The 22,996-nt window shown below is 69.2% G+C and carries 24 protein-coding genes and 1 tRNA gene; 11 read left to right on the top strand and 14 right to left on the bottom strand.

Features of this window, described 5'->3' with window-relative positions; all coding sequences use genetic code 11:
* The first annotated feature begins 124 nt into the window (after positions 1–124).
* Positions 125–745 (top strand): hypothetical protein, encoded by a 621-nt coding sequence (locus SLP03_RS21920; protein ID WP_319462502.1) that lies wholly within the window; start codon positions 125–127, stop codon positions 743–745.
* Here SLP03_RS21920 and SLP03_RS21915 read toward each other — a convergent pair.
* The 4 genes from SLP03_RS21915 to SLP03_RS21900 form a co-directional block, all read right to left on the bottom strand.
* Entirely contained in the window at positions 720–1,106 is a 387-nt protein-coding gene (locus SLP03_RS21915) for a hypothetical protein (protein WP_319462501.1), read from the bottom strand. The two genes, SLP03_RS21920 and SLP03_RS21915, sit on opposite strands and share 26 nt — an antisense overlap.
* Before the next feature lie 152 nt (positions 1,107–1,258).
* Positions 1,259–2,725, bottom strand: coding sequence for a ThiF family adenylyltransferase (locus SLP03_RS21910; protein WP_319462500.1), 1,467 nt, complete (start codon positions 2,723–2,725; stop codon positions 1,259–1,261).
* Positions 2,704–3,075 carry a hypothetical protein gene (locus tag SLP03_RS21905; RefSeq protein ID WP_319462499.1) on the bottom strand — a complete coding sequence of 124 codons (372 nt, stop codon included), beginning with the start codon at positions 3,073–3,075 and terminating at the stop codon, positions 2,704–2,706. Before SLP03_RS21905 ends, SLP03_RS21910 begins: the two co-directional genes overlap by 22 nt.
* Positions 3,076–3,096: 21 nt before the next feature.
* On the bottom strand, positions 3,097–3,366 hold the full coding sequence (locus tag SLP03_RS21900; RefSeq protein ID WP_319462498.1) for a multiubiquitin domain-containing protein: 270 nt from the start codon (positions 3,364–3,366) through the stop codon (positions 3,097–3,099).
* 98 nt (positions 3,367–3,464) lie between these two features.
* On the opposite strand from SLP03_RS21900, the gene SLP03_RS21895 reads away from it, so the two are divergent.
* From SLP03_RS21895 to SLP03_RS21875, 5 genes are all read left to right on the top strand, one after another.
* Positions 3,465–3,821 carry a helix-turn-helix domain-containing protein gene (locus tag SLP03_RS21895; RefSeq protein ID WP_319462497.1) on the top strand — a complete coding sequence of 119 codons (357 nt, stop codon included), beginning with the start codon at positions 3,465–3,467 and terminating at the stop codon, positions 3,819–3,821.
* Positions 3,822–3,825: 4 nt separating this feature from the next.
* On the top strand, positions 3,826–4,389 hold the full coding sequence (locus tag SLP03_RS21890; protein ID WP_319462496.1) for an ImmA/IrrE family metallo-endopeptidase: 564 nt from the start codon (positions 3,826–3,828) through the stop codon (positions 4,387–4,389).
* An 823-nt stretch (positions 4,390–5,212) separates the two neighbouring features.
* Entirely contained in the window at positions 5,213–6,103 is an 891-nt protein-coding gene (locus tag SLP03_RS21885) for a hypothetical protein (RefSeq protein WP_319462495.1), read from the top strand.
* A gap of 191 nt (positions 6,104–6,294) precedes the next feature.
* Positions 6,295–7,677 carry an IS1380 family transposase gene (locus tag SLP03_RS21880; protein WP_319462494.1) on the top strand — a complete coding sequence of 461 codons (1,383 nt, stop codon included), beginning with the start codon at positions 6,295–6,297 and terminating at the stop codon, positions 7,675–7,677.
* A gap of 919 nt (positions 7,678–8,596) precedes the next feature.
* Positions 8,597–8,669, top strand: a tRNA-Arg gene (locus tag SLP03_RS21875).
* Positions 8,670–8,852: 183 nt separating this feature from the next.
* On the opposite strand, the gene SLP03_RS21870 is transcribed toward SLP03_RS21875, so the two are convergent.
* The 3 genes from SLP03_RS21870 to SLP03_RS21860 form a co-directional block, all read right to left on the bottom strand.
* Positions 8,853–9,203 (bottom strand): DoxX family protein, encoded by a 351-nt coding sequence (locus SLP03_RS21870; RefSeq protein WP_319462493.1) that lies wholly within the window; start codon positions 9,201–9,203, stop codon positions 8,853–8,855.
* A gap of 676 nt (positions 9,204–9,879) precedes the next feature.
* Positions 9,880–11,073: an NAD(P)/FAD-dependent oxidoreductase gene (locus SLP03_RS21865; protein ID WP_319462492.1), complete on the bottom strand. Its 1,194-nt coding sequence runs from the start codon at positions 11,071–11,073 to the stop codon at positions 9,880–9,882.
* Positions 11,074–11,100: 27 nt separating this feature from the next.
* The gene (locus tag SLP03_RS21860) at positions 11,101–11,577 is read right to left on the bottom strand and encodes a hypothetical protein (RefSeq protein WP_319462491.1); all 477 of its coding nucleotides are present in this window, start codon (positions 11,575–11,577) and stop codon (positions 11,101–11,103) included.
* 69 nt (positions 11,578–11,646) lie between these two features.
* Here SLP03_RS21860 and SLP03_RS21855 point away from each other — a divergent pair, with 69 nt between their 5' ends.
* Positions 11,647–12,258 carry a PadR family transcriptional regulator gene (locus tag SLP03_RS21855; protein ID WP_319462490.1) on the top strand — a complete coding sequence of 204 codons (612 nt, stop codon included), beginning with the start codon at positions 11,647–11,649 and terminating at the stop codon, positions 12,256–12,258.
* A gap of 48 nt (positions 12,259–12,306) precedes the next feature.
* Here the strand turns inward: SLP03_RS21855 and SLP03_RS21850 are convergent, their stop codons facing one another.
* A complete protein-coding gene (locus SLP03_RS21850) occupies positions 12,307–12,447 on the bottom strand; it encodes a barstar family protein (protein ID WP_319462489.1) in 141 nt (46 codons plus the stop codon).
* 213 nt (positions 12,448–12,660) lie between these two features.
* Here SLP03_RS21850 and SLP03_RS21845 point away from each other — a divergent pair, with 213 nt between their 5' ends.
* The gene (locus tag SLP03_RS21845; RefSeq protein ID WP_319462488.1) at positions 12,661–13,437 is read left to right on the top strand and encodes an HAD-IIB family hydrolase; all 777 of its coding nucleotides are present in this window, start codon (positions 12,661–12,663) and stop codon (positions 13,435–13,437) included.
* Between the two features lie 58 nt (positions 13,438–13,495).
* On the opposite strand, the gene SLP03_RS21840 is transcribed toward SLP03_RS21845, so the two are convergent.
* Positions 13,496–14,341, bottom strand: a complete 846-nt coding sequence (locus SLP03_RS21840) for an SDR family oxidoreductase (protein WP_319462487.1) — start codon at positions 14,339–14,341, stop codon at positions 13,496–13,498.
* Between the two features lie 120 nt (positions 14,342–14,461).
* On the opposite strand from SLP03_RS21840, the gene SLP03_RS21835 reads away from it, so the two are divergent.
* Positions 14,462–14,815 carry a helix-turn-helix domain-containing protein gene (locus SLP03_RS21835; RefSeq protein ID WP_319462486.1) on the top strand — a complete coding sequence of 118 codons (354 nt, stop codon included), beginning with the start codon at positions 14,462–14,464 and terminating at the stop codon, positions 14,813–14,815.
* Between the two features lie 283 nt (positions 14,816–15,098).
* On the top strand, positions 15,099–15,965 hold the full coding sequence (locus SLP03_RS21830) for a trypsin-like serine protease (protein WP_319462485.1): 867 nt from the start codon (positions 15,099–15,101) through the stop codon (positions 15,963–15,965).
* Positions 15,966–16,040: 75 nt separating this feature from the next.
* On the opposite strand, the gene SLP03_RS21825 is transcribed toward SLP03_RS21830, so the two are convergent.
* Together SLP03_RS21825 and SLP03_RS21820 are read right to left on the bottom strand one after the other, a co-directional pair.
* A complete protein-coding gene (locus SLP03_RS21825; RefSeq protein ID WP_413644649.1) occupies positions 16,041–16,637 on the bottom strand; it encodes an ATP-dependent Clp protease proteolytic subunit in 597 nt (198 codons plus the stop codon).
* Between the two features lie 130 nt (positions 16,638–16,767).
* On the bottom strand, positions 16,768–17,421 hold the full coding sequence (locus SLP03_RS21820) for a helix-turn-helix transcriptional regulator (RefSeq protein WP_319462484.1): 654 nt from the start codon (positions 17,419–17,421) through the stop codon (positions 16,768–16,770).
* Between the two features lie 191 nt (positions 17,422–17,612).
* On the opposite strand from SLP03_RS21820, the gene SLP03_RS21815 reads away from it, so the two are divergent.
* On the top strand, positions 17,613–18,629 hold the full coding sequence (locus tag SLP03_RS21815; RefSeq protein WP_319462483.1) for a potassium channel family protein: 1,017 nt from the start codon (positions 17,613–17,615) through the stop codon (positions 18,627–18,629).
* A 116-nt stretch (positions 18,630–18,745) separates the two neighbouring features.
* Here SLP03_RS21815 and SLP03_RS21810 read toward each other — a convergent pair whose 3' ends face one another.
* From SLP03_RS21810 to SLP03_RS21800, 3 genes are all read right to left on the bottom strand, one after another.
* Positions 18,746–19,783: a 2-oxoacid:ferredoxin oxidoreductase subunit beta gene (locus SLP03_RS21810; protein ID WP_319462482.1), complete on the bottom strand. Its 1,038-nt coding sequence runs from the start codon at positions 19,781–19,783 to the stop codon at positions 18,746–18,748.
* On the bottom strand, positions 19,776–21,623 hold the full coding sequence (locus SLP03_RS21805; RefSeq protein ID WP_319462481.1) for a 2-oxoacid:acceptor oxidoreductase subunit alpha: 1,848 nt from the start codon (positions 21,621–21,623) through the stop codon (positions 19,776–19,778). Before SLP03_RS21805 ends, SLP03_RS21810 begins: the two co-directional genes overlap by 8 nt.
* 314 nt (positions 21,624–21,937) lie before the next feature.
* The coding region (locus tag SLP03_RS21800) for a hypothetical protein (RefSeq protein WP_319462480.1) at positions 21,938–22,996 on the bottom strand (1,059 nt) is incomplete at its 5' end.

Genomic DNA, 22,996 nt, shown 5'->3' with positions numbered 1-22,996 from the left:
CCTCATTGTCCCGCTCACACCACGAAACCACTTACGACACGCGACACTAGAAGTGCCATCACTCGTTCAAGTAGGCGTCTGACGCGGGCAGCGCAGCCTCAGGGGTCGGGTGCACACTCTCGGCGTGCCGTTCTTCAACCCGCCCTCGATCAACTGGGACACAGTGGCCACGGCAGGTGCGACCGCCGCGTTCGTGACCCTCGCCGTGGAGTACATGGCGAAGCCTCGCCTGGAGGCCCGCAAGGAGCGGGTCCTGGAGGATGCGCGTCTGCGCCGCGACCTCGTCACCGCGATGATGGATCTCTCCCTGTCGGCCAGCATCATCATCAGCCAGCTGCCGGATGAAGCCTCCGCCGAGGTCAAGCAGTCGCTGCGCGAGGAGCGGAAGCGCCACTACGAGCGGATGAGTTCCCGGATCAATGCACTGCATGACGAGGCTGGCAGGTATGCCCGGGCGTTCAAGGAGCCCAAGCGGACCGGCGTCCTTCGCTACCTCAACTGCGTGAAGGGCGTGGTGCTGTCGCCGCGGACTCGCCACCGGCAGGCTGAGGTCGTGCATTCCCTGGCCGTCCCGGCGGTGACGATCCTAGAGGGCACGCTGTGGTGGCCGATCCCGTACGCCAAGGCGTGGATGAAGCTCGAAGGGCTGGTGGCGGACACGGAGGTGCCCGCCGACGGCGAGGAAGCCGTTGCCCCGCATCAGCGGCGGCCGCGATCGTCTACCGGGGATCCAGCACGGTCGTGAAGATGTCGGATCCGTCGGTGAACGAGACTCGCACTCCGGGGCGTCTCTCTCCATCGGCGGGGACACCGTACGTCGCTACGTCCTTGACGTCGGGGTGGTGCGCGCCGGCCACAACGGCGGCGATGGCTTCGGCCCACTCGGCCGCGGACTCCGGCGGCCGCCGCACGGCAACCTGCGCGACCTTCGACCACACCGACACATCGACTTCGTCTACGTCTGCCGAACGACCGGCGGTAGCCTGACAGCCCAAGTCGAAGAAGTCGGCGGCGCCAAGTGGGTACCCGTCGAGGACTTGGCGGCTTTCCGCACGCCTGCCGAACTCCCCGCTCTCATCACCGAAGCCGCCCGGTTGATCCCTCAACCGGCTTGAAAGGCTACGGAAGGGAGAACCAAGCGGAGGGCGCTGCGGGGTTCGCCCGGCGTCCTCCGCGAGGTCGATGGGTTCACCGCCCACCCGGTTCACCGCCGACGTCACCGAAGCCGTCGGCCTTGCACTCCCAGCTGCAAAAGGGATCACCGGTCGTGCGGTTGGCGGGTCGGCAGTGCCCGGAGGCCACCTCGTGCTCGGCGGCTCTGTGCGCCCGCGCCGCATTCGAGGCAGCCGAGATCCTGACGTGGTAGATCAAAACGGACGTCTCGGCTTGCTGGGAGGAAGCGCAGGTACTCGCTGGAGGCGGTACTGCGGAGCAGGCCGGTGACGTTGAACAGGAAGTCATTTGCGGCGTGGGCCGATGCGATCGCGTTGAGGGTGATCACGCTCGGCGCGATGATGGTTGGGTCATCGACGTAGCGCTGCGCCTGCCGTTCCTCTGGGCTGACCGCCTCATCTTGTAGCCGGGCGCTGTTGATCAGTCCGTTGCACCAGAGGCAGCCGAGATCGGGTGTGACGGGCCGATATACGGCGAAGACGTCCAGGATTTCTCCCGTGGTCTTGTTCGCCTGGACCTTGGCTCCTACTTGTGCACCTGGGATGAGGTACTGGTGGGTGAGCGCGTTGAAGACCAGGCGTGCCTGCATCGAGTCCGCGGCGAGGAACAGGTAGTCGCAGTCGACGAACCGATTCGCGACGGCGGCGTGGGTGATGTCACCGAAGATCGCCTCGATCTTGCCGGCTGGGTTCGCCACGCGGGCGGCGCGGGCGGCGATACGGACCTTGGGGGAGGCGAACCGTTTCCCGATCCGGCGCAGCCACTCGGGCCTGCCGTCGCGGACGAGCCAGGTTAGGGCGTCGAAGCGGGTACTACCGGCCACGCGGGGAAGGTTCGTGATCTCGATCCGCTCCGGGTCGGCGATGATGAGGTGGCCGACACCGAGCCGGGCGAGCTGTTCGATGATCAGCGACCCGGCACCGCCCGCGCCGATGACGCCGACCTTCAGTTCGGCAAGTACGTCTTGGCCGCGGTCACCGAACAGTCGCGTGTGCCGGTCGTACGCCGGGTCGGCGTGGGCTGGCAGCGGGCGAGGCGCCGGGTAAAGCGTCCTGATCGGCGTGCCCAGCACGCGGGTGTGCGAGAGCGGCACCTGAGTTCCGTCGGTGAGCCAGATGTCCCCGGCGGCGGCGTTGCGAGCGAAGACCAGCGCTCCTACCGGTTGCCCTTTGGCGATGTCCAGCAGGGCTGGATAGCCCCGCCGGTGAGATGCCATGTCGGTGGCGGAGAACGCGACGGAGTCGCTACCGCCGTGGCAGTGGACGGCCAGGTAAACCAGTTGTTCGTCTCGGCAGTGCCGGATCCGGTCGCGGATGAATGATGCGCTGAGCATCCTGTATCCGCGAGTGCCGGGAAGGTAGTCCTGCCCGTCGCGGGCGAGGAACAGCTCACGCGCCAGCAGGCGGGTGCCGCGAGGGGTCGAGGTGATTCCGGCGGCGATGACCGCGCCGTGCTCGTCTCCGTCGCCCGGGAAGAGGTGCCGTTCGAGTTCCCGCATCATCTCGCCGGGGATGACGAGGCTCCACGGGCTCATGGGTGCGTGCGTAGCCATGTGAGCACCTTCAGCAGCTTGAGGACGGCGGTGTCGGTTGCGGGGTTGAGGTGGTTGGAGCGACGCGACAGCTGGATCGCTGGTCGTCCCTCGAAAGTGGAAGGGCTGGTGCCTTCTCCGAGCGGTCGTTGGTCGCGCCGTGTCAGGTCGCCCCTGACGTAGTGCGGGTACACGTCCGAGTACGGGTACTGGAAGGTGATCCGGAAGCCGATCCAGGTGTCGGACTGGTCGTAGAGCGGGCCAGGGTCGGTGCCTTCGACGATTACGAAGGCACCTCCCTCCCCGTCCTCGCGAACCGTGACCTGACTCGGTGCCACGGTCGCTCGGATCTTCTCGATGGCGTCGGCCACCGCAGGGTTCATCGTCATCGTTCAGGAGTTGTCGTCGTCCGCAACGGCCGTGAACCGGGAGTGCTTGTTGAGCCGCACTTCGTCGGTGTCGCCGACGATGCGGGTGTGGTGGTTGGGCAGCTCCTCTGAGAGGAGGAACGACAGCTCGATCTGGACGCCAGCGTCGATAGCGGCCTGCTTGATCTTCAGGCCAGTGGCCTGCGGGCCGTCGATGCGGACGGGCTTCTCGTTGACAGTGATGGTGATCAGGTGATCACGCGTGTTGATCTCCTGCGCAGGAACGGCGGCCATGCCGTACCTCCCATGCTCGATTGCGATACTGGCGGCGGGTTGCCATCCAGCGATCCCAGATTAGACTGCTGATTCGACTCTTGCAACTGGAGGTGTGCGTGACCAAGGCCGGATGGTTCGACGCCGAGGGCTTCTACGCTGCACTCGACGCCCAACGGCAGGCGCGAAAGCTGACCTGGAAGCACGTCGCCGGCGAGTCCGGCGTGAGTGCGTCCACCCTGACTCGGATGGCGCAGGGCAAGCGCCCCGATGTTGATGGTCTGGCCGCGCTCGCCGCGTGGTCAGGGCTGGACACCAACCACTTCGTGCGCTCAGAACTGAAGCCCGAAAGGCCGGAGCCCTTGGCGATGATCTCTACCTACCTGCGCAGCGACCCCCACCTGACTGACGAGGCCGCCACCGCCCTAGACGAACTGATCAAGGCGACCTACGAGCGGCTGCGGAAGGACCAGTAGACCGATGGGGTTTCGGCGCGGCTTCAAGACCGAGGCCAACGACATCGCCCGAGACGTCCGAGCCGAGCTTGGACTTAGGACGACTGATCCGATCAACCCGTGGAGTCTGGCTGAGTACCTGACCATCCCCATCATCAAGTTGTCCGACTTCGGAACGGATGCGCCAAAGGCGGTCAGCCACTTCAGTCAGACGGACACGTCCGCCTTCTCGGCAGTAACGGTCTTCCATGGAACGCGGCGCACCATCGTGCACAACGATGCACACACGCTCGCCCGGCAGGCAAACAACCTCTCGCACGAGATCTCGCACGGTCTCCTGCAACATCCGCCGACTCCTGCTCTCGACGAGCAAGGCTGCCGTAACTGGAACAGAGACGTCGAAGATGAGGCGGCATGGCTCGGCGCGGCCCTGCTGGTCTCCGAGGAAGCTGCGCTCGCCGTCGTTCGACAGCGACTGCCGATCGACGAAGCGGCTGAAAGATATGGTGTCAGCCCGGAACTTATGACCATGCGGATCAACGTCACGGGTGCCCGAGCGCGCGTTCAACGGTTCAGGCCCCGCTGGTAGAGCTCGACCCTGCCTGGAGGCAGGTCGATGACCTTGGGTTTGGCCCCGCAACCACGTCGTAAGGCCAGACCCAAGGTTTCATCAAAAGGCCGAAGACAACATCGGCCAGTGGTGGCCTCCCGACTACCTTCCAACTTGCACTTGGGTGGCGTTCCAGCGGCAGGACCGCCAACCAGCGCCACTATCCGGCTCCCCGGTCGGCGAAGGCGGGTAGCCCTGCCGGCAGCGCCCAGTCGGCAGAGGCGCGACGACGTTGTCAGCAGACCCTTGCTTCGCATTGTCAGGGCTGACGGTAGACGAGTGGGTGGCTCGGCGTCAGCCCATCCAGAGGCGGGCGCCGGCGTGGAGGAGGTCGGACTTGCGGCGCTCGTAGTCGGGCATGGCTCGTTCCGCCGTGGTCACCCGCGGCGCTGACCGCCGGCGACCTCTGTCATGAGCCTCGCGGTAGCCCGGCATGACCTGACAGCGCCAAACCCGAGCCGTGCCCGATAGATGTCCGCTACCAGCGGGGCAGCGGTTCGCCACCAAAAGCCGGGGTCCGTGACTCCGACTGGATCGACCGCCCGGCGCCGCCTACGGTCGGCACCGACCGCCGGACGAGGCCGGCGCGCAACTCAACATCATCCACGGCCGCACGGTCCAGGTATAGGCCCTGGTCACCATCCGCCCACGCATGTCGGGCGTCTGCCGCACCAGTTTGCCGGGCAACTGCGCTCGCCGGGCTCGACGGCGAACGCTGTCGCGGGGTTCGCGCGCAGACGGCGGCAACCTGTAGTCGCAGCCGGCGATGCCACGCCGCGCATAACACCGCTACCTTTAGCTGGTGACATCGGGCGGAAGGCTTGGCCGCGGTCTGCGTGACCAACTGCGCGTGTATCAGGTTTTCGCAGAGCAGCACTACTGGCAGCGACGGCGAAGCCCCAGTTTCGTTCTGCCGGTGGCCACGTCGGTCTGCGGCGACCCGCCGCCGAACCCGCCCCGCGTGTCACGGCTGCACTGCCCCATGTGCGCACTCAGGTTACCGCTCGGAGAAATGACGGTCGAGCACGCGCCCCAGCGCGGCGGGCAGTCTCGGCTCGGACCGGCCGCCGTGGCGGTGCTGACCTGCCAGAGCTGCAACAACACGGCCGGCCGCGGGTTCGAGGGTGACGCGGCCGCGTTGCTGACCGACGACCAGCCGTTAGATCTAGCGCCTGGTGAGCTGGACGAGCTCACCCGCCGGCGTGCTGAGGTGGAGCGGATCCTGAGTATCCGTCTGCTGGTCACCCCGCTGCCGTTCCTGCTATCCGACGTCAAGTCGGCCTACCTCATCGCGTTCGCCGCGCTCGGCTACCGGTGGGCCCTGAGCCCGGAGGTGCGCGGCGTTCGCGCCGCTCTCACCGCCGGGGCGGAACCGTCGCCGCGTCAGGCCACAGTGGTCCGGGCTAAGGACGGGGACCTGCCGGCCGGCCCGGGCGTGGTGCTCGAAGTTGCGCGTCCCGCCCCGTGCGTCATCGTCACGGCCGCGACCGGCTATGGGGTCATCTTGCCGATGCCCGGCTCGGCGATCATCCCGGCCGCTAATCAGCTCGATCGGCTCACCGTCCGGCGCTACCCGTGGCCGCAGACCGCCGCCCACGCCAGGGTCAACGAGGTCGAGCGCGCGTACAGGCTCGGCACGTTGTTCCACGCTGATTTGTGCCACCCCCACCAACTTCCCACGAGCAGCGCGTAATCCGTCTGGGCGCGGGGAGGATCAGCCCGAGAACCGCGCCCGGCTTGAGGAAAATTAGCCTCGGTCTTTCACGGCTGTCGTGATCTTGAGGGTTGGGACTGTCGGGTAGAGACAGCGAAGTGCCTGCCGCGTAAGGAAAACTGACCGGTGTCGAGTCGTTCAGAGTTCCACGCGCGGAAGGCACTTCGTAGGTGCAGAGTACCGATTGGTCCAGAGGGTTATCCGTCGAGGTCGGCGGTCGTGGTGTGGTGTCGCACGCCGGGATGGTGTTGCTGCGGACTCTCGCCGACAGGACCGGCCTGACCGGGGCGTTGTCGCAGGCGGTGGCGCGTCGGGGGTTCACGCCGGGCAGGGACCGGGGCCGTGTCCTGATCGATCTCGCGGTGATGATCGCTGACGGTGGTGAAGCGATCGCCGACATCGACGTGGTCCGGCATCAGGCGGACTTGTTCGGCCGGATCGCCTCGCCAGCGACGTGCTGGCGGGCTCTCGACGAGGTCGATGACGTACGGGTGCGGCGAATCGCCCGGGCACGGGCGAAGGTGCGGGCCCGGGTGTGGTCGTTGTTTGACCGGTTGCCGGCCGCTCGCGCCGCGGGTCGGGACATCGGGGCCGGTGTGGTGGTCCTGGACGTCGACGCGACCCTGCTGGCGGCGCACAGTGAGAAGGAAGGCGCGGACAAGACCTACAAACGCACCTTCGGGTTCCATCCCCTCCTGGTCACCTGCGACAACACCGGGGAGATGCTGGCCATCCAGCTCCGGCCGGGCAACGCGGGGGCGAACACCGCCGCCGATCACCTGCACGTGTTGACCGAGGCGTTCGCGCAGGTCCCAGCCGCCCACCGGCGGCATCTGCTGGTGCGGGCCGACTCGGCCGGTGCCACCCACGCCGTGCTCGACTGGCTCACCGCCCAGGACGCGAAGCGGGGCCGGACGGTCGAGTACTCGATCGGCTGGTCCATCGGTGAGGCGGAACGCCAGGCGATCACCGGCGTCCCCACCTCGGCCTGGACACCGGCGATCAACGCCGACGGTGGCCTGCGCGACGGCGCGCACGTCGCGGAACTGACCGGCCTGCTCACCCTGACCGGCTGGCCGGCCGGCATGCGGGTCATCGTCCGCCGGGAACGGCCACACCCCGGCGCCCAGCTGACGCTGTTCGAGGAACGCGACGGCTGGCGCTACACCGCGTTCGTCACCAACACCACCATCGGTGCCCTGCAGTGGCTGGAGGCCCGCCACCGCGCTCACGCCCGCGTGGAGGACCGGATCCGCTGCGCCAAGGACACCGGCCTGCGCCGACTGCCTTCCCGCGAGTTCGCCATCAACCAGGCGTGGTGCACCCTCGCCGCGATCGCCATCGACCTGATCGCCTGGCTGCAGATCCTCGCCCTGACCGGCGACCTGGCCCGCTGCGAACCGAAGACGCTGCGCTACCGCCTGTTGCACACCGCCGCGCGCCTGGTCCACGGTCAACGCCGCCGACGACTACGCATCCCATCAACCTGGCCCTGGGCCGACCAGATCACCGCCGCGTTCACCCGGATCGCGGCCATCCCCGCACCCGGCTGACCACCACAGCCGCCGCCCCACCGACCGGAGGAACCCAGGAGACCACGCCCGCCGCCGCGACAGACGGCCCTTCGCCATACCCCGGACCACATTCATCGGAGATCAACGATCGACCGCCCAGGGTCGATACATCCGACGCCAGCCATGAACGATCGAGGTTAGGTGACCAGATAGGTCGGGCCAGCGCCTTGGTCGCGGCCGATGAGGGACGTCCAAGCGGCCTGCTATGCGGCCGTCAGGTCTTCCCAACCATTCGTACCCAGCCACCGCAGGAACGCCTTGGCCAGCCTGTACTTGGAGAAGCCGGTGATGTCGGCGGTGAGGATGCGGGAGGCAGTTGCGCAGCCCCACCCGCCAGTCGCGGCGGGCGTTCGGTCCCGCCTCGTGCAGCTCTGGAATACGGCAGCCCTTGCAGCGTCAACAGCTCCGCCGTCCACTGGATCGCGAGATCGGATCCGGTCGAGCTGCGGGCGCAGCTTCACATGAACGAATGCGTGCCGGTACTTGACCGAGATCTCGCGAACCGCTCGCCGCTGATCATTCCCATTCCCCGGAAGAGCTCGAACACGAGCCGTCCGCTTGGTCCCGTTTTCTGCTCGCCGACCGTGGTGAGGCTTCGCGACACTCGCATACGTGCCGTTGGAGGGCCTCGCCGCGTGCGCCGGCAACCTGTCGCGCCCCCGCCGCATGAACGAGCGCAACCGGTGGTAGCGCTCGGAATGTGCTCGGTGAGTCATGGGCAGGGCGGGGCAGCTCTGGTCATTGTCGGGCAGCGGTGGGTACCAGGCGTTGCCAGGCGATGATCACATGCTCGGTGTGTGCTCCACTGGTCGGAGCAACGGCGGCTGCCAGCGGTGAGCACGGGTGGGCACTCCTGGGCACTCGTGGCTATCCGCTGGCAGGTAAGCTGGGCCATCGCGCCCTCGTAGCTCAGGGGATAGAGCATCGGTTTCCTAAACCGTGTGTCGCAGGTTCGAATCCTGCCGGGGGCACCTCGAAGATCAGCCTAAATGCCGCCTGAGCTGGTGATATACACAGCACCCGATTGGCCGGCATATGCAGCCATAGGCCACCAGAGGTGGCCGTTTGTCGTAGGTCGCGGAATATGCGCGGAATGATCTTGAGGGTGTCTGCCCACTCCTGTTCGATTTCTGGCGCCGACTGTCTCCACGTGATCACCAGTGGTAGGCCAGGTTCACGGCTAGTGCGGCCACCGCAATGGAGAAGAACACGGCCCATCCCACGAGCTGGCGGGAACCCACTCGCAGGTGCGCAAAGAGCGCGCCGAGGAAGTACAGCACGAGGCCAGCGGCGGCGAGTGTCCCCAGCAGTGGCACGGCGAACCCGGCCAGCAGTCCCAAAGAGCCCGCCGCCAGCAACGCGCCCAACACCGGTACCCACGACCGTGGCACGCGCTTCATGTCCGCCTGGGCCTTTGGATAGTCGTGGCCGATCAGGTAGGTGACGGCGGCGATGCCGGTGAAGACCGAGGCGAGGATGGTGACCGTGACGTAAGCGGCGAACATGAGCCCTCCTTGTGGTTGCTTGCTTCAAGGACGAGCTAGCCCTGCGGGATGTTACGTGCAGTGCTGTGACCTGAAGCACAGGCATTGGCGCGGCCCCGCTATCGCCTTCCGTTGAGAAAGCCGGCCAGTGCATCGTTGATCGCTGCCGCGTCTTCGGTAGGCATAACGACCACCTGTGCGTGTGCGAGAAGACGGCGTGCGCGATCTGCCACGGCTTGTGCATTGTGGTGCCGCGACTTCCAGCCAGTACGAGAAGTGTTGGTATGACAAGCTTCTGAAGCATCGCCGGTTTTGGTAAGGCAGTCCAGACCGGACTCGTCCGGCTTTCCGGATCCGGAACGGCGACCATCATGCGGGCCAGGCCACCCCGGTCAACGCCTCGTCGATCCGGCCACGCGGATGTCAGCGCCAGCCACCGCGCCTCCTCCCAGACGCGGGAGTACGTCGAGGCGGCAACGACGTTGCCCCGCTCGCTGCGGAACAGGCGGCCGTCCTTGGCGACCCCGAACCGCTCGATGTGCTCTCGCAGGATCTTCACCGGCGCGGGCGGGATCGGCACGCCGCGCGGTTCGTCCTCGGCCCGGTGCTTCAGCCCCCGATCGTAGCCGCGTCCATGATCCGCTTGAGCGTTTCGAACCACTGTTCCGAACTGCCGAAGGAACCGTCACGCGTTTGTTCAGGTGGTGACGGTGTCGTTCCAGTCGATCCGGTAGCCGTGCACCGGTCCGAACATCTTCTTCGGCTTGAGGAATGTCTTCATCGCCAGGGGCATGAGGACGCTCATCATCGCGCTGCCCACCGGGCCGAAGGCTTTCTGCCGGTTGTTCTTCATCGCGTTCTCGGCAATCTTCTCGACCCGGTCGCGGCGCAGCCGCTCGTATGCGGCGAAGGCGGTGGGCGCGTCGGGTAGGTCGCGCAGGCAGCGCGCCACCTGGATCGCACTCTCGATGGCCAGCGACGCACCCTGTCCGGAGCTTGAGGAGGGCGCGTGCGCGGAGTCGCCGACCAGCACCATCCGGCCACGGTGCCAGCGCGGCACCGTGGGCAGGATCTCCAGCGAGCCGATGACGATCAACTCGTCCGCGTTGGCGTGCTGGAGTACGTCATGGGCGGGCATGTCGTCGGTGTGGATCAGCTGAAGTCGCTGAAGCCATTCGGTCGGCGGCACGTCGCGGGCCTGGGCCATCGTCATCGGCTGCTCGCTCGGGAGGTTGCTGAACCACATCGTGCGGCCGGTAGGCCCGGTCCAGTAGCCGAAGAAGGCCCGCTTGCCGAAGGCGAAGTACATCGCGTCGGGCTCCCCGGGCGCTTCGCCGTCGGCCAGACCGCCCATGCCGAGCAGGCCGACGTACCGCGGGTCGGGCGCCGCCGGATCGATCAGCTTGCGGACCGTCGATCGGATGCCGTCCGCGCCGATGAGCACATCCGCGCTCGCGGTGCTGCCGTCGGCGAACCGTGCGGTCACCCCGCTCGGCGTCTCGTCCACGCCGACCAGCCGCTTGCCGAACTCGACCTTGATCCCGCTGGCGAGCGCGTGCTCATGCAGGACGCGCAGCAGTTCGTGACGCCACATCGCCAGGCCGGGCTGGCCGGGCAGGTTGGCGAACTCACCGAACCGCCGCCCGCGTCCGTCACCGATGACCATCCGCTGGATCGGCTGCCCGATGGCCCGTACGGCGTCGTCCGCCCCAATGATCCGCAGCGCTTCGAGGCCGTTGGGCGCGACCATGAAGATGCCGCCGATGCCGTCCGCCGGGCGCGCGTACGCGTCGTAGACGGTGGCCTCGATACCCGCCTTATGCAGCGCCAAGGCGGTGACCGGTCCCGCGATGCCACCACCGATGACCAGCGCCGTCTTAACTTTCGCCATGATTCCTCCTAGGGTTGGATCAGCGAATCAGCTGGTACGGGCGGGGTCGTCCACAGTGGGCATGACGCGGTCGCGGCGGGCACGCTTGAGGTCCTCAAGGTACGCCCGGGAGAACATGGCGGACAGCATCGCCATGCCACCCCGGTGGATGCGGATCTCGCCATCGACGACGCGACCGGCGATCCGGACGCGTCGACCACCCGCGACGTTCGCGCCCTCGCCGTCCTTGACCTTGCCGGCGCCGGCCCACTGCAGCCCCCAGTGATCGACGGTGGCGTCGACGGGCAGGAGCAGCTTGACCATTCCGTGGTCGATGTCCATGTGCAGCTCGATGTCGCCGTCGGCGATGCCCGGCGAGCGCAGGTCGATGACGGCCGCGCCGCGACGAGCCCGCACCTCGAACGTGCGCGCGGTCGTCCAGTTTCCCAGGTGCTTCGTCACGGTGTGGTCGGCCTGTACACGGACCACGTTGGCGGGGGTTTCGGTGTTCCCGGGGTGCGTCATGGGGCAACCATGTCACATGGGCTAGTGTTCTGGCAACTAGATTCTTAGCAACTAGTGTACGTTCGGCGCATGACCACGAGTTTTCGTCGCTCCCCACTGGGGCTGGCCATCCTCGGGCTCCTGGAGGGCGGGCCCCTGCACCCGTACGGCATGCAGCAGCTGATCAGGCAGTGGGGAAAGGACCAGGTGATCAACGTTGGGCAGCGCGCCACCCTGTACAAGATGATCAATAGGCTGTGCGAGGCCGACCTCATCAAGGTCCGCGACACCACCCGCAATCACCAATATCCGGAACGTACGAGCTACGAACTGACCGACGCCGGACGAGCCGCATCCAGACAGTGGATGGCCGAGATACTGTCCACGCCCCGCAACGAGTTCCCCGAGTTCCCCGCGGCGCTGTCGTTCCTACCCATGCTCACCCCGGAGACCACCAGTGATCTGCTCAGCAAGCGGCGGGAGCTACTCGTCCAACGGCTGGCCGAACGCGACGCGATACTCGCGACCGAGCTGGAAGGCTTCCAACTCCCCCGCGTCACCATGCTGGAGACCGAGTACCTACGCGCGATCATCCATGCGGAGCTTGACTGGGTCGACGCCGTCCTCGCCGGCCTGAACGACGGATCCATCACCTGGAGCCGCGAACAACTACAGGCCATAGCGGCGCAATTGAAGTTGTAGGCCCTCGGTTGGCCCAGCGTCAGCGCCAACCAGGTGTGCTCGGGACTGCTACCCGCCGCGCAGGCAGTCGACGAAGGCGTCCAGATTCCGCCCGAAGTAGCCGCCGCACCCCATCGTCCGGCCGGCGACGGTCCAGAAGTCCTCCAGCGAGTGGATCCGCTCGCCGTCCAGCCCGTACGCGATCGTCACGGCACCGGACCCTACGGGGGCCGCGTGCGGAGGCATCCCCGTTCCGGCTTCGCGGAACGGGGGGTGCCGGCCGATGGCCGGCTGTTACCCTCCGTCGGGGAGCGTGGAGCGTGCGGGAGCGCGGAGCGTGACGAACGGGCCTCGCGGGCCCCGGAACGTCACCGTCGGTACCCTGCTAGTCCTGGCCTGCCCGCGACGACATGGTGGTACTTGATGAACGATCTTCGAGTGGTGGCGTTCGACCTGGACGACACCCTGGCTGTCTCCAAGTCCCAGATCGATCGTCGTATGGCGGAACTGCTCAGACACCTGCTCACCGAGGTCGACGTCCTCATCATTTCCGGCGGGCGGTTCGAGCAGTTCGAGTCGCAGGTGCTCGCGCACCTCGACCTCACCGAGGAGCAGCGCGGCCGGCTGCACCTGATGCCCACCTGCGGCACCCGCTACTACCGCTGGCAGGACTCGGCGTGGCGGCTGGTCTACGCGGAGGACCTGAGGGCCGAGGTCAAGGCGCAGGTCATCGAGGCCCTGACGGAGTCCGCCAAGAGGCTGGGCCTCTGGGAGACGAAGACCTGGGGCGACGTGATCGAGGACCGGGGCAGCCAGATCACCTTCTCCGCGCTGGGCCAGTCCGCGCCGCCCGCCGAGAAGTACGGCTGGGACCGGGACGGCGACAAGAAGAAGCGGCTCCGGGAAGCGGTCGCCGAGCAGTTACCCGACCTGGAGGTGCGCGGCGGCGGCTCGACGTCGATCGACGTCACCCGCAAGGGCGTGGACAAGGCGTACGGCATGCGGAAGCTGCTGGAGTGCCTGGACTTGAAGATCGACAATGTGCTCTTCGTCGGCGATCGGCTGGACGTGGGCGGCAACGACTACCCGGTCAAGGCGATGGGCATCCGGTGCTTCGCCGTGACCTGCTGGGAAGAGACCGCCGACTACGTGGAGGCTCTCGTCGACGACCTGGTCACGCAGCGCGCGGACCGCGCGTAGCCGCTGCGCGCGGAGCGCCGCCCCGGGTCAGGGAGCCGGGGCGGCGGCGTCGGCAGCGTCAGAGTGCGGCGCGGATCGCCTCGGCGAGCGTCGTCGGCGTGCGGCCGAGCAGCTTCGCCAGGTCGTCGCCGACCTCCAGGTCGCCCTGGGCGAGACCCCGGTCGCCGTCGGCGAGCACGGCCGCGTACCCCTCGGGCAGGCCGGCCGCGACCAGCAGCTCGGTGTACTTGTCGACCGGCAGGTCGAGGTACGCGACCGCGGTGCCGGTCTGCCGGGAGATCTCGGCGGCCAGGTCGGTCATCGTGAAGGGGGCGCCGCCCAGCTCGTACACCTTGTTGGTGTGGCCGTCGGTGGTGAGCACCGCGGCGGCGGCCTCGGCGTAGTCGGCGCGGGTGGCGGCGCTGACCCGGCCGTCGTCCGCCGCGCCCGCCACGCCGTGCTGGAGGTACGTCGGGAGCTGGGGGGTGTAGTTCTCCAGGTACCAGCTGTTGCGCAGGAAGACGTACGGCAGGCCGGAGTCCTTGATCAGCTGCTCGGTCGCCTTGTGCTCGCCGGCGAGCACCAGGCTGGAGGTGTCCGCCTTCGCGATGCTGGTGTAGACGATCTGCCCGACGCCGGCCTCCTTGGCGGCGGTGACGACGTTGCCGTGCTGCACCACGCGTCGGCCGACCTCACTGCCGGAGACGAACATCAGCTTGTCGGCGCCCGCGAAGGCGGCCTGCAGCGACTCGGGGTCGTCGTAGTCGGCAAGCTGGGTGGTCACCCCGCGCCCGGCCAGGTCGGCCAGGCGGTCGGTGTTTCGGCCGACAGCCACGATCTGGTCGGCCGGTACGCCCCGGCCGAGCAGCGATTCGATGATCAGGCGGCCGAGCTGGCCCGTGGCGCCGGTGACGACGATCGACATGGAGACTCCCAGTGGTTGCGATGAGGACTTCTTCCCACAGGAACAGGAACATGGTTGTCTCACTTCCCGTTGGAGAGTAGGCACCTTCAAGTTCGATACGCACTGAAAGAGAGTGATGGCGTGGAGCCGGATCCGTTCAACCGCAACTGCGGCAGCCGGAAGGTGATCGACCGGATCGGCGACCGCTGGAGCGTCCTCGTCGTCCTCACCCTCGCCGACGGCGGCAAGCGCTACGGCGAGCTGGCCGACCGGATCGACGGGATCAGCCAGAAGATGCTCACCCAGACCCTGCGCGGCTTGGAGCGCGACGGCCTCGTCACCCGTACGGTGCACGCCACCGTCCCGCCCCGGGTGGACTACGCGCTGACCGACCTGGGGCGCAGCGTGCTCGACCTGGTCGCCGGCCTGGAGGCCTGGGCCACCACCCACCTCGCCGAGGTGGAGGCCGCCCAGGCCCGCTACGACGGCCACTGAGGCACCGTCTTCCACCAGAGCGAGCTGCCCTACGACCCACCGAGCCAGGCCGCGTGGACCAGCGGCGGCCGGGGCGGGCGGGATGTAACGAGAATTGGCTTCAAAGCGCTCCACCTGTCACCCCGTGCAGACCGCCTCCACCCGGACATAGGCTCCGGCGTATCGATGACCGGCACGTCACGGCACCCGTGACGGGTATGTCGGACGCGATCGAGGGGGCGTGTCCGCCACTGGCCTGTCGTCGGTACCCATGGGATAGCTGCTCCACCTACCGGAGGATCCTTTGCGTCGTTCCGCTCTGTTCGCATCTCTGACCACCGCGGCGCTCGCCGCGGCGATGGCTGCCGCCGCACCGGCGTCGGCCATCAACACGTACAAAGCGCAGCCCGCGCCGGAGCGCACCGAGGTGGGCGCTCTCATCGTGCAGTGGGACCGCGACGGCAACCCCGGCACGCCGGACGTCGTCGACTGGTACTGCTCGGGCACCATGATCGACGAGAACACCTTCCTCACCGCCGCGCACTGCACCACCGACTGGCCGACCGGCGCCCGGTTCTATGTCTCGCTGGCCCAGGACGTCCAGGGCGCGCTCGACGCGGCCGGCACCCCGGCCGAGAAGGCCGCCGTCGGTGTCGAGGGCACCCAGCACACCAGCCCGGACTATCCGGGCAACTCGGCCGACGCGCACGACATCGCGGTGATCGAGTTCAACGACACGCAGGCCGCCGAACTCGCGCAGCGCTGGCCCTTCAACCCGGCCACCCTGCCGGCCGCCGGCCAGTTCGATGCGCTCGGCTCCCGGGCTCTCGACGCGGCTACCTGGCAGGTCGCGGGGTACGGCACCGAGGAGGCAAAGCGGGGTCCGGGCGGACAGACCCACCCGGGCGGCGGCGTGCGGATGAAGGCCGAGGTTGGCTTCAACGCGCTCAACAAGACCTGGGTACGACTGGCGATGAACGAGAGCCGGGGCTACGGCGGCGCCTGCTACGGCGACTCCGGCGGCCCGAACTTCGTCACCCTCGACGGTGAGCTGGTGCTCGCCGCCACCACCATCACCGGCGACGGTCCCTGCTACGCGACCAACGTGTCGTACCGGCTGGACACCCCCAGCGCCCGGGGCTTCCTCGCCGAGTTCGTCGACCTGCCCTGACCCGCACGCGCCGCGGGCGGCCGGCGGGACCATCCCGCCGGCCGCCCCGTGCCGGCCGGCGGTTCGCGCGCGCCGTCAGGCGGGCAGCTGCTCCGCACGGCTGAGCACCCGGTCGATCAGGCCGTACTCGCGGGCCTGCTCGGCGGTGAACCAGCGGTCCCGGTCCCAGTCGCGCTGGATCTCGTCCAGCGTCCGCCCGCTGTGCTCGGCGATCAACTCCTGCATGGTCCGCTTCACGTGCAGCATGTTCTCCGCCTGGATGGTGATGTCCGCGGCGGTGCCGCCCATCCCGCCGGACGGCTGGTGCATCATGACCCGCGAGTGGGGGAGCGCGAAGCGCTTCCCGGCCGCCCCCGCGCAGAGCAGGAACTGCCCCATCGAGCCGGCCATGCCGAGGGCCAGGGTTGCCACGTCGTTCTGCACGTAACGCATGGTGTCGTAGACGGCCATCCCGGCGCTGACCGAGCCGCCCGGCGAGTTGATGTAGAGGTAGATGTCCCGGTCCGGGTCCTCGGCGGCCAGCAGCAGGATCTGCGCGCAGATCTGGTTCGCCGAATCGTCGGTGACCTCGGTGCCGAGGAAGATGATCCGTTCCCGGAGCAGCCGCTCGAAGACGTGGTCACCGAAGGTCGGCTGACCGCCGTCCCGCATCCACACGCCGTACCCCATCATGACCGCCCTCCGCGCCGCCGGCGGGCGACGGACGCCCCGGGAACCGGCGGTCTCCAGCCTCCGGCGGCCCGGCCACCGGGCCCAGCAATTCTGCCCCGGGCAGATCGGCCTTGAGCAGAACCGGGCCGGCCTAGGCGGCGGTCAGCCGCCGCCGGCCCGCCCGGGCCCGCCGGCGGGCCAGCGCGCCGGAGGTACGCGGACGGGGGCGCCCGACCGGCGCGGAGGCGATCAGCCGGACCCGCAGCCCCGCGCCGCCGACGGTCGCCCCGACGTGCCCGGTCGACCCGCCCGCGAGCAGTCCGCCGGCGCCGCCTACGGGCAGCGGGTACCCGCTGTCGCCGCCGAGGCCCGGCGAGCGCCCGTCCGTGCCGCCGTGGTCCAGCGGGTGCCCGACGACTACCGTGGCGGCGAGGGACGCCGCCGGCCCGTCCCGGTGCGGCCCGTCCGGGTGGAAGCCGATCCGCAGCCGGGGACCGGTGGCGTCGCTGCGGGCGGCCGGCACCCGTTCGAGTCGGGCCACGCCCGTCCCAGAGGTGGCGGGGACCCGCCGCTCGACCCGGCGCAGCTCGTCCCGGGCCTCTTCGAGCAGGTCGGAGAGGTTGATCCCGAGGGCCCGGCAGATCGCCGCCAGCACCTCCGAGGAGGCCTCCTTGCGGCCGCGTTCCACCTCGGAGAGGTAGGGCAGCGACACCCCGGCCGCCAGGGCGACCTCGCGCAACGTGCGGCCCTGCCGCAATCGCATCCGGCGCAGCACCCCGCCGATCACCCGTCGCAGCAACGACATGCGGGCCTCCTCGCGGTCGTCGTCCCGGGACACCCCCATCATGCCCGCTGGCCGACGCCACCGGTGGCCCGGCCGGGTCGGGCACCCGCCCGGTCCGGCCGGACATCGATGCCGGCCACCCGGGAGGCTGGCGGATGCCGTAAGGGCTATGTTGTGCACGTGCGAGCGACGGTGGTGGGGCAGGACCGACGGTGATCCATTTTCCCGCGCAACGGCGGGGGCCGCTGAGCGCGCTCAGTCTGCGCCTGCTCGCCGCCCTGGGCCTGGTCTTCGCCGTGGTCGCCGTGGTCTACCTGGACCGGGACGGCTACCGCGACGTCAACGAGGACGGCCTCACCCTCCTCGACAGCTTCTACTACGCGGTGGTCTCGCTCTCCACCACCGGGTACGGCGACATCACCCCGGCGGCGCCCTCGGCGCGCCTGGTCAACGTCCTGTTCGTCACCCCCGCCCGGGTGCTCTTCCTGATCATCCTGGTCGGCACCACCCTGGAAGTCCTGACCGAGCAGTACCGGACCGGCCGTCGCCTGTCGCGGTGGAGGAGGATCGTGAAGGACCACGTCATCATCTGCGGCTACGGCACCAAGGGCCGCAGCGCCGTCTCCGCCCTGCTGGAGAACGGGCTGGACCGGTCCAAGATCGTGGTGGTGGAGCGCAGCGGCCCGGCCCTGCGCCAGGCCACCTCGGCCGGGCTGGTGGCCATCGAGGGCTCGGCCACCCGCTCGTCGGTGCTGGAGGAGGCGCACATCCGGACCGCCAAGTCGGTGATCATCGCGACCGACAGCGACGACGCCTCGGTGCTGGTGGCGCTGACCGTCCGGCAGCTCACCGCCGGCCAGGTCCGGATCATCGCCGCGGTACGCGAGGCGGAGAACGCTCCGCTGCTCAAGCAGAGCGGCGCGCACCATGTGATCGTCTCCTCGGCCACCGCCGGCCGGCTGCTCGGCCTCTCCACCTCCGCCCCGCCGCTGATCGACGTGGTGGAGGACCTGCTCACCCCGGGGCAGGGCATGGCGCTGGCCATGCGCTCGGCCGAGCGCGACGAGGTGGGCCGGCCGCCGCGCGAGCTGGAATCCCTGGTCATCGCCCTGGTCCGGCGGGGCAAGGTGGTCACGCTGAACGACCGGGCCGCCGCGGTGATCGAGACCGGCGACATGCTGGTCCACGTCCGCGACGACCGCCCCCAGGCCGCCACCTCCGCCCACTGACCCCCTGCGTCGCGTGCCGGCTCGGCGCCTGCACTTTCACGGAAAGAGTGGCCATTCTTCGCGGAATGGCCACTCTTTCCGTGAATTTGTGGGGATCTTGAGGGCGGGATCCGCGGTTAGAGGATCGTCCAGGTGTCGCCGCTGCGCAGGAGGCCGGCGAGCTGCTGCTCGGGGGTCTCGGTGACGGCGGCCTTCGCCGCGGCGACCTGCTCCTGCACAGCGCTGTCGTACGAGGGGCGGCTGACCGAGCGGAACACGCCGATCGGGGTGTTCCGCAGGTCCAGCCCGGGCAGCCGGGACAGCGCGAAGGCGTACGCCGGGTCGGCGACCGTCGCGTCGTGCACGACGATCTCCTCGGGGCGTACCGAGGCGGTCTCCCGCACCTCCAGGCCGAAACCGCCCGGCGGGTGGACGACGCAGAACTGCCCGTCCGCGCCTCCGAAGGTGATCGGCTGCCCGTGCTCCAGCCGGATCAGGTAGTCGTCCCGGGTGCCCGGCTCCTTGAGCTGGTCGAACGCGCCGTCGTTGAAGATGTTGCAGTTCTGGTAGATCTCCACGAAGGCCGAGCCCTCGTGCTCCGCGGCGGCCCGCAGCACCGACTGGAGGTGCTTGCGGTCCGAGTCGATGGTGCGGCCGACGAAGGAGGCCTCCGCGCCGAGCGCCAGCGACAGCGGGTTGAACGGGGCGTCCGCCGAGCCGACCGGGGTCGACTTGGTGATCTTGCCGACCTCGGATGTCGGCGAGTACTGCCCCTTGGTCAGGCCGTAGATCCGGTTGTTGAAGAGCAGGATCTTGAAGTTGACGTTGCGGCGCAGCGCATGGATCAGGTGGTTGCCGCCGATGGAGAGCGCGTCGCCGTCACCGGTGACCACCCAGACCGACAGGTCCGGGCGGGACACCGACAGGCCGGTGGCGATCGCCGGGGCGCGGCCGTGGATCGAGTGCATCCCGTACGTGTTCATGTAGTACGGGAAGCGCGACGAGCAGCCGATCCCGGAGACGAAGACGGTGTTCTCCCGGGGGATGTTCAGCTCCGGCATGAACTGCTGAATGGCGGCCAGGATCGCGTAGTCGCCGCAGCCGGGGCACCAGCGCACCTCCTGGTCGGACTTGAAGTCCTTGGCGGTGAGCTTGAGAGCGAGGGGCTCAGACATTCTTCAGGACCTCTTCCAGCATCGTCTCCAGCTCGGCGGCCATGAACGGCAGGCCGCGGACCTGGTTGTAGCCGATCGCGTCGACCAGGTACTTCGCCCGGATCACGTGTCCGAGCTGGCCGAGGTTCATCTCGGGGATGACGACCCGGTCGTACGAGCGCAGCACCTCGCCGAGGTTGGCCGGCATCGGGGCCAGGTGGCGCAGGTGCGCCTGGGCGATGGAGAGCCCGCGCTGCCGCAGGCTCCGGCAGGCCGCCCCGATCGGCCCGTACGTGGAGCCCCAGCCGAGCACCAGCACCCGGGCGTCGCCGTCCGGGTCCTCCACCTCGATGTCCGGCACCGGGATGGTCTCGATCCGGGCCGCCCGGGTCCGCACCATGAAGTCGTGGTTCGCCGGGTCGTACGAGATGTCGCCGGTCTTGTCGGCCTTCTCCAGGCCGCCGATCCGGTGCTCCAGCCCGGGCGTGCCGGGGATGGCCCACGGCCGGGCCAGGGTCTCCGGGTCGCGCAGGTACGGCAGGAAGGTGGTGCCGTCCTCGCCGTTGGGCGCGGTGGCGAACTCCACCCGCAGGTCGGGCAGGGACTCCACGTCCGGCAGCAGCCACGGCTCGGAGCCGTTGGCGACGTAGTTGTCCGACAGCAGGATCACCGGGGTGCGGTAGGTCAGCGCGATCCGGGCCGCCTCGAGGGCGGCGTGGAAGCAGTCCGACGGCGACTTGGGCGCGATCACCGCGACCGGCGCCTCGCCGTGCCGGCCGTAGAGCGCCATGTTGAGGTCAGCCTGCTCGGTCTTGGTGGGCATGCCGGTGGACGGCCCGGCCCGCTGCACGTCGACGACGACCAGCGGCAGCTCCAGCGCCACCGCGAGGGAGATCGTCTCGCTCTTCAGGGCCACGCCGGGGCCGCTGGTGGTGGTCACGCCGAGCGAGCCGCCGTACGACGCGCCGAGCGCTGCCCCCACCGCGGCGATCTCGTCCTCGGCCTGCATGGTGATCACACCGAACCGCTTGTGCTTGCTCAGCTCGTGCAGGATGTCCGAGGCCGGGGTGATCGGGTACGCCCCGAGGAAGACCGGCAGCCCGGAGCGGACCCCGGCGGCCACCAGGCCGAGCGAGAGCGCCGCGTTGCCGGTGATGTTCCGGTAGGTGCCGGGCAGCATCTTCGCCGGCTTCACCTCGTACCGGACGGAGAAGGAGTCGGTCGTCTCGCCGAAGTTCCAGCCGGCCCGGAAGGCGGCCACGTTCGCGGCGACCAGCTCGGGGCGGGCGGCGAACTTGCGCTCCAGGAAGCGCAGCGTCGAGGCGTACGGCCGGGAGTACATCCAGGAGAGCAGGCCCAGAGCGAACATGTTCTTGGCCCGCTCGGCGTCCTTCTTGGACACTCCGTGCGTGGCCAGCGCGCCGACCGTCATCGAGGTCAGCGCCACCGGGTGCACCACGTAGCCGGCGAGCGAGTCGTCGTCCAGCGGGCTGGCCTGGTAGCCCACCTTGGCCAGGTTCCGCTTGGTGAACTCGTCGGTGTTGACGATGATGTCCGCGCCCCGCGGCAGGTCGGCCAGGTTGGCCTTGAGCGCCGCCGGGTTCATCGCGACCAGCACGTTCGGCGCGTCGCCCGGGGTCAGGATGTCGTAGTCGGCGAAGTGCACCTGGAAGCTCGACACGCCGGGGAGGGTGCCGGCGGGGGCCCGGATCTCGGCGGGGAAGTTCGGTAACGTCGAGATGTCGTTGCCGAGTTGTGCAGTCTCGGAGGTGAACCGGTCACCGGTGAGCTGCATGCCGTCGCCGGAGTCGCCGGCGAACCGGATGACCACCCGGTCCAGTTGACGGATCTGCTTGGTCACGCCTGCACCTCGCTTCGCTCAGCGCCGTCGCACGGGCGGCTGAACATGTTGGTGACCCCGCCTTGCCCGGACACGCGACCTCCTTGACGTGCTGCTGCCGCCGACCGTCCAGAAGCTGTCCGGCCCGCTGACGTTCCTCACGTCAGAGCCTACGTCGGTCCCTTAGGGCGACCTTGGTGGAGGTCCGACGTATGGGACCTGACCGGCTCGCTGTATGCCCGGCTTTGCGGGGTTTAGTACCGGAACCCCGCAATTCAGATCACCACGTTCCGGCCGGCCCGACCGGCGGGGGAGGCGCCTCCGGCCGGCGGCGCTCACTCCGAGCCGGCGGCGGCGGTGGTCGGATCGGTCGACGCCCCGGTCATCCGCCGGCGCAGCGAGGTGGTGGCCAGGACCAGGGCGAGCACCACCAGCAGCCCGGAGACCGCGATCAGGGTGATCGCCGTCCGCTGCATCGAGGTGAGGCCGCCGTCGTCGGAGGCCTGTCCGGCGGCGTCGAGCACGCCCTGGGAGCCGGTCGGCGCGGGGGTGGCGACGGGGGTGGACAGGGCGGCCGCGGCGTTGATCCGGAAGCTCATCTGCACCTGTCGGCTCCGGCCGCTGCGCGGGTCCAGCCAGCCGACGACCGCGCCGGCCAGCGGGGCCCGGCGCTGCGCCTCCGGCGTGGCGGTGACCGGCAGCCGGAGGGTGGCCGTGCGCCCGGCGGGCACGGTGCCCAGGTCGCAGCGCGTCCGCGCCGGCGCCACCTGGGCGCAGCCGGCCGGCGGGCTCGACGCGGTCACCCCGTCGGGCAGGATCACCTCGACCCGACCGGCGGCGTCGACCCGGCCGGTGTTACCGAGGTGCACGGCCACGGCGCTCGGGGCGCCGCTGATGTCGAAGAGCACCTCGTCGGCGCGGAGCGAGATGCCGGGCGCCGGCGGGCCGGGCGGGAAGAGCACCGCGAAGCCCTCGTTGTCCGCCATCGCGCCGGCCACGCCCGGGGCGGTGGCGGTCACCCCGACCGACCCGCTGAGCGGCATCGAACGCCAGGCCGTCCCGCCGACCCGGACCCGGATCGAACTGCTGAACCGGGTGCCGGGCGCGGTGGTCCACCCGCCGCAGCGGTAGCTGCCGCCGCCAGCGGGCGCGCACCCGGTGGTCCCCGCGTCGGTGAGCCCGGCCGGGAGCGTGTAACCGCGCCGGATCAGCTCCGGCAGGGTGCCGGTGTTCGTGACGGTCACCCGCAGGGTGGTCACCTTGCTGGCGGCGTTCCAGTAGGCCGGGCTGAGCGAGACGCCCTCGGTGGTCACCCGGACCCCGAGCTGGCCGGGGGGCGGCTGGCCGGCACCGGGCGGGGCCGGCGGCCGCATCGGAGGCACGACGGGCGGGGG

The organism is Micromonospora sp. RTP1Z1 (assembly GCF_033804685.1).
Classification (GTDB): domain Bacteria; phylum Actinomycetota; class Actinomycetes; order Mycobacteriales; family Micromonosporaceae; genus Micromonospora.
The sequence above is the reverse complement of the archived record's forward strand: the minus strand, read 5'-3'. Positions and strand labels throughout refer to the sequence as shown.

What these genes read in the sequence shown, in the direction of transcription:
- SLP03_RS21855 (WP_319462490.1), top strand. Translation starts at nt 11,647, where the DNA reads ATGACCACGAGTTTTCGTCGCTCCCCACTGGGGCTGGCCATCCTCGGG.
- SLP03_RS21845 (WP_319462488.1), top strand. Translation starts at nt 12,661, where the DNA reads ATGAACGATCTTCGAGTGGTGGCGTTCGACCTGGACGACACCCTGGCT.
- SLP03_RS21865 (WP_319462492.1), bottom strand. Translation starts at nt 11,073, where the DNA reads ATGGCGAAAGTTAAGACGGCGCTGGTCATCGGTGGTGGCATCGCGGGA.
- SLP03_RS21870 (WP_319462493.1), bottom strand. Translation starts at nt 9,203, where the DNA reads ATGTTCGCCGCTTACGTCACGGTCACCATCCTCGCCTCGGTCTTCACC.
- SLP03_RS21820 (WP_319462484.1), bottom strand. Translation starts at nt 17,421, where the DNA reads ATGTCGTTGCTGCGACGGGTGATCGGCGGGGTGCTGCGCCGGATGCGA.
- SLP03_RS21890 (WP_319462496.1), top strand. Translation starts at nt 3,826, where the DNA reads ATGGGGTTTCGGCGCGGCTTCAAGACCGAGGCCAACGACATCGCCCGA.
- SLP03_RS21860 (WP_319462491.1), bottom strand. Translation starts at nt 11,577, where the DNA reads ATGACGCACCCCGGGAACACCGAAACCCCCGCCAACGTGGTCCGTGTA.
- SLP03_RS21910 (WP_319462500.1), bottom strand. Translation starts at nt 2,725, where the DNA reads ATGGCTACGCACGCACCCATGAGCCCGTGGAGCCTCGTCATCCCCGGC.
- SLP03_RS21840 (WP_319462487.1), bottom strand. Translation starts at nt 14,341, where the DNA reads ATGTCGATCGTCGTCACCGGCGCCACGGGCCAGCTCGGCCGCCTGATC.
- SLP03_RS21810 (WP_319462482.1), bottom strand. Translation starts at nt 19,783, where the DNA reads ATGTCTGAGCCCCTCGCTCTCAAGCTCACCGCCAAGGACTTCAAGTCC.
- SLP03_RS21900 (WP_319462498.1), bottom strand. Translation starts at nt 3,366, where the DNA reads ATGGCCGCCGTTCCTGCGCAGGAGATCAACACGCGTGATCACCTGATC.
- SLP03_RS21825 (WP_413644649.1), bottom strand. Translation starts at nt 16,637, where the DNA reads ATGATGGGGTACGGCGTGTGGATGCGGGACGGCGGTCAGCCGACCTTC.